We start from the raw sequence: 2,287 nt of genomic DNA, 5'->3' as shown, positions 1-2,287 counted from the left end.
TGGCAGCGCGGCGAGGGAATCGCCGACGGTCCGAAGCAGGAGGAACGCGACTTCCGGCAGACCGTGCGCGATCACCCGGCACGGATTGGCGAGTGGCTTGCGGCCGGCCAGATCACTTCAACGGATGCCCGGAACTACAAGCAATGGTACTTCGAGATGTCCGACGGCGACTTCGAGGCGCTGCTCAACCGCTCGTTTTCTTCAGAGGTGCAGACGCAACCGCGGTGGTGGCACGATCCTGCGTACCAGCACCCGTCCCATCCGGTGGTCGGCGTCTGCTGGCACGAGGCACGCGCCTACTGTGCCTGGCTCTCGGCGCAGACCGGGCAGGACTATCGGCTCCCGAGCGAGGTCGAGTGGGAGGCGGCAGCGCGTGGCCGGGCGGGCCGGCGCTACGCCTGGGAAGGCGATTTCGACCCCGGCCGTTGCAACAGCTTCGAAAGCCACGTGCGCGGCACGACGCCGGTGGGCGTTTTTCCCGGTGGGGACACCCCGCAAGGGATTGCGGACATGAGCGGCAATGTGTGGGAATGGACCGGCAGCCTCTACCGACCCTATCCCTATCACGCCGAAGACGGCCGTGAAAATCCGGAGGATGGCGATGGCCCGCGCGTGCTGCGCGGCGGCTCGTGGAACAACAACCGTGACCACGCGCGTTGTGCCTACCGCAACCACAACCACCCCGGCAACCGCAACAACAATGTCGGCTTTCGGGTGTGGGGTGTCTCCCACATCGAGCAGTCCTTTGCGTCCGCTGCCCAACACATCGGGGCGGGCGAGGCGCCGCAGGGCGTTCCGGAAATGTCGTGCGACCACGGTTGCGCGGCCGAGGCGAAGGATCTGTGGATGGCTCAGGCGAGTCCCGTCCGCACGGCCATCCGGCCGTCGGGCGCATAGTGAACAGGGGCGCCTCCCAGGTTTCGGCCCCGAGGCGCCCCGCCCTATTTCGCCGTCTGCTTCAGCCAGCCGCCCAGCAGCCGGCCAATCTCGGCGACGAGTTGAGCACGGTCAGCGACAGCAAGCGCGAGTTGTGGGCGTGGACCTCTTTCAACCTGCGTGCGCGCAGAGCAGCATCTTTCATCTCCATGGCACCTTTGGCTCGCTCAAAGGCATCTGCGCCACTCAGATGAGCCTCGCCCCCCAGGCCGACGTTGACCGTTTCGCCCGAGCGTTGTGGTTCGCTGTTCCCTGAGTACGACACGGTGATGGAGCTTTTTGTCGGTGCCGAAGGCAAAGGGGGGTACATCAATGACAAGCGACGCATGGAGTACGCTTTCGACAACGAACTCGGCGAACAGATCAAAGGGATGTCTGAAGATCAAATGCAGAAGTTCCGCCTCGAGAAGTTCGTCGAATTCCAGGGCAAGGTTGAAGGGTACATGCGAGATGCCGGCGTTGAGCCGCATCAGGTGGAGCGCTTCTACAGGCGCTTGGCTACGCTCAACGCGGACGCAATCGGCAAGGACATCGAGGCGTTCATTACGGACCTGGTGAACCACGGCGGTTTCAAGGGCAAGGCTGGTGAGGCGCGTACGCTGGCGAACCAGATTGCTGACCGGGGCTTCTACTACAACAAAGACCGTGACCTCTTCCCGAGCCGCCCTGACCTGCAGGAGAAGTGGTCAGAGCGCGACTTCGCGCAGAGCGCGATGCGCTACATTCAGCAGGCGGTGCATCTCGCCGAGCGTACACGCGAGCGTGTCGGCAGCGACGGCAAGACTTACCGCATCAGCGACTTGACGAGCTTGCTGGAGGCCGGCAACGCCAAAACGGATAGCGCTGGACAGCAACTGATGGAAGACGCGATCGCCGCCTATGAGGGCACGCTTGCTTCAGACAAGCTGTCGCCGGGGCTGCGCAAGTTCATGGGATCGTTGTTGTTCATCAACAACGTGCGCCTGCTGCCTAAAGCGGTCTTCTCGCAGATGCTCGAACCGATGCAGCTTGCGCTGCGCAAGGGAAGCATGAGTGGCACGCTTGACACGCTCTGGCGCGGCATCCGCGAAATGCCCAGGTCCTTCGACAAGTTCGACGCCGCCTACACCCCGGACAAGTGGGAGGAGCTGGCCAACCAGATCGGTACGGCACCGTCGCGCATCATCGCCAACGTCATGGCGCAGATGCAGAACGGCGTGACGCTGCCGGGCAAGATCGGCCACTGGAACGACCAGTTCTTCAAGCTCAACTTCATGGATCAGTGGAACCGCTCAATGCATGTCGAGGCGACGAAGCATGGGGTCGCCCATTAGCCGGCTCCTGTCAACAGGTTAAAAAAATCTCTCGCGAT

The 2,287-nt window shown here is 63.0% G+C and carries 2 protein-coding genes; both read left to right on the top strand.

Annotation, left to right across the window (positions count from 1 at the left end):
- On the top strand, positions 1–897 hold an 897-nt coding region (locus tag CAPSK01_RS22870; RefSeq protein WP_273703611.1), incomplete at its 5' end, for an SUMF1/EgtB/PvdO family nonheme iron enzyme.
- Positions 898–1,151: 254 nt separating this feature from the next.
- On the top strand, positions 1,152–2,249 hold the full coding sequence (locus CAPSK01_RS12485; RefSeq protein WP_273703610.1) for a hypothetical protein: 1,098 nt from the start codon (positions 1,152–1,154) through the stop codon (positions 2,247–2,249).
- Positions 2,250–2,287: the final 38 nt, after the last annotated feature.

Origin of the sequence: Candidatus Accumulibacter vicinus (assembly GCF_000584955.1) — a bacterium.
Taxonomy (GTDB): Bacteria; Pseudomonadota; Gammaproteobacteria; order Burkholderiales; family Rhodocyclaceae; genus Accumulibacter; species Accumulibacter vicinus.
The sequence above is the reverse complement of the archived record's forward strand: the minus strand, read 5'-3'. Positions and strand labels throughout refer to the sequence as shown.